General features: G+C 57.0%; 1 protein-coding gene. It reads left to right on the forward strand.

Annotated elements, in window-relative coordinates; all coding sequences use genetic code 11:
- Positions 1 to 139: 139 nt before the first annotated feature.
- Positions 140 to 2,090: pilus assembly protein (locus ABB22_RS18465; protein WP_484600307.1), on the forward strand; the 1,951-nt coding region annotated here is incomplete at its 3' end.

The raw sequence follows: 2,090 nt of genomic DNA on the forward strand, positions 1-2,090 counted from the left end.
CCTCGCTGCGCGCATGCGCGTTGCGCTTGCGACGTTGCTGATATCGATGGCTGCGGCATCGTCGGCGCAGTCGGCAAACACCTCGTTTCCGCAATACCCCTTGCTGACCGGTGGCAATTCCATTCCGCCAAATGTGCTGATGATTCTCGACGATTCTGGATCGATGACGTACCTGATGATGCCGACGGACTCCAGTCGTGATCTGAATGACGATGTCGTCGATCGTTCATACGTCAACAACACTATTTTCTATAACCCAAGCATGACGTATCGGCCCTGGCGCACCGCAAAGGTCGATGTCAACGACCGCCTGGATGATGCCAATTTTACGGCGGTATCGAGCAGTACCACATCTTTGAACAGTCCGATCGACCTGCGCACGGCGCAGACCAACATCGGGACCAGCAGGAATCCGAACTGGATCCAGGAGTCCTATTTCTATGTGCCTAAAGTCGCCAACCCCGGGACGAGGGCTGCCAACTACGACAAGTTCCGCATTGTCGCGTCCAGTTCCGACAACAGTTACCAGGGGGGTGTCGTCCAGAAGCAGGAGTCCTCGACGAAGGTTGTCGCTACCGGTACTTTGTCTGCGAGTAGGAACAGGTACTCGAGCTGCGTTGGAGTTTCCACCGCAAACGCAGTCAATGGCGAGGCCAGCAACGTTTCCGTGAGCATTTCGGGTAATGGTAGCGCCGGCCTCTTTGTCTACTCCAATAGCGGCTGTACTGTCATTCTGGACGCGAATACCGGCAGCAGTTCGTCAAAGACGGTCTCGATAGCCTCGCCTCCAGGCATGATCTACATCGAAATCTACGGGAACGGCAGTGCGGTTTCGAATATTCCTTACTCGGTGACGGGAAGCTACGCGTGGGTGGATTCGACGCCTCCGCGCATAGGCAAGGATGCGAGTGGCGCTGCCTTGACGCCTCGTTCGCAGGCCGACGAATTGCAGAATTTTGCGAACTGGTACCACTACCACCGTAGCCGCAACAAGATGGCCAAGGCTGGCGCGTCGGAAGCTTTTGGGCGCCTTGGCAAGAACTATCGCGTCGGCTTCGACACGATCTGGAACAGAGGCGGCAGTTCGGCGAGCGTGGGTGGGGCCAATCCTGCTTTCCCGATCCCCGTAGGGACCGGCGACGGTCTGTTCGAAGGGGTAAATCGTTCGACCTTCTATACCCGCCTGCAGGATGCTGGTGCCTCGGGCAATACGCCGCTACATGGTGCGTTACAGCGGGCGGGACGTTACTTCAGTTCGGATGCAGCCTACAGGGACAGCAGTGGGCAAATGCTGACCTGCCGGCAGAATTACGCGATTCTTACCACGGATGGTTACTGGAATCAGGCCGACAAGGATGGCGGTTACACCAGCAAGGTGGGGGACTACGACACTCAGGCCAACGGTGCCGAATATTACGACAAACAGACGTGTTCCAAGAGTAGCTGTGAAGGCTTTACCGATACTCTGGCCGATGTTGCCTATTATTACTGGAAGAACGATCTGCGCACCGGCATGACCAACAACGTGCGTCCAAGTGCCAATGATCCGGCGACCTGGCAGCATATGGTGACCTTTGGTGTGTCGATCGGTCAGCAGGGTACGCTCGATCCGAATGCGCCGGCACCGAAACCGTGGAATGTGGATCCAATCAAGAACAGTGGTGCCGAACGCATCGACGACCTCTGGCATGCTTCGCTCAATGGTCATGGCAGCTTTGTCGTGGCTTCGGATACCGAGAAGTTCGCTTCGGCATTGACGGCGGCGTTGTCAACGATCGATTCGCGCAGTGCTTCGGGCTCGAACATCGCTTCAAGTTCCACCAAGACCGAAACGACCACCTTGACCTTCGTGGCCGGCTTCACTTCCGGCAGCTGGATCGGCGACTTGATCGCCAGTCCGTTCAATGCCGCTTTGACCGGTGTCTCGAGTACGCCGAAATGGAAGCTTTCCGACACGTTCAAATCGGGCGGCAGCAATGCGCAGGCTTCTGCACCATTTGCCAACAGGACGGTGTTGACCAGTTTTGGAGGCGCCGCCAAGCTCTTCAACAGCACCACGTTGGCTGGAGCCACGGTCTTCCAGCGCAGCG

This window comes from Stenotrophomonas nitritireducens, assembly GCF_001431425.1.
GTDB lineage: Bacteria > Pseudomonadota > Gammaproteobacteria > Xanthomonadales > Xanthomonadaceae > Stenotrophomonas > Stenotrophomonas nitritireducens.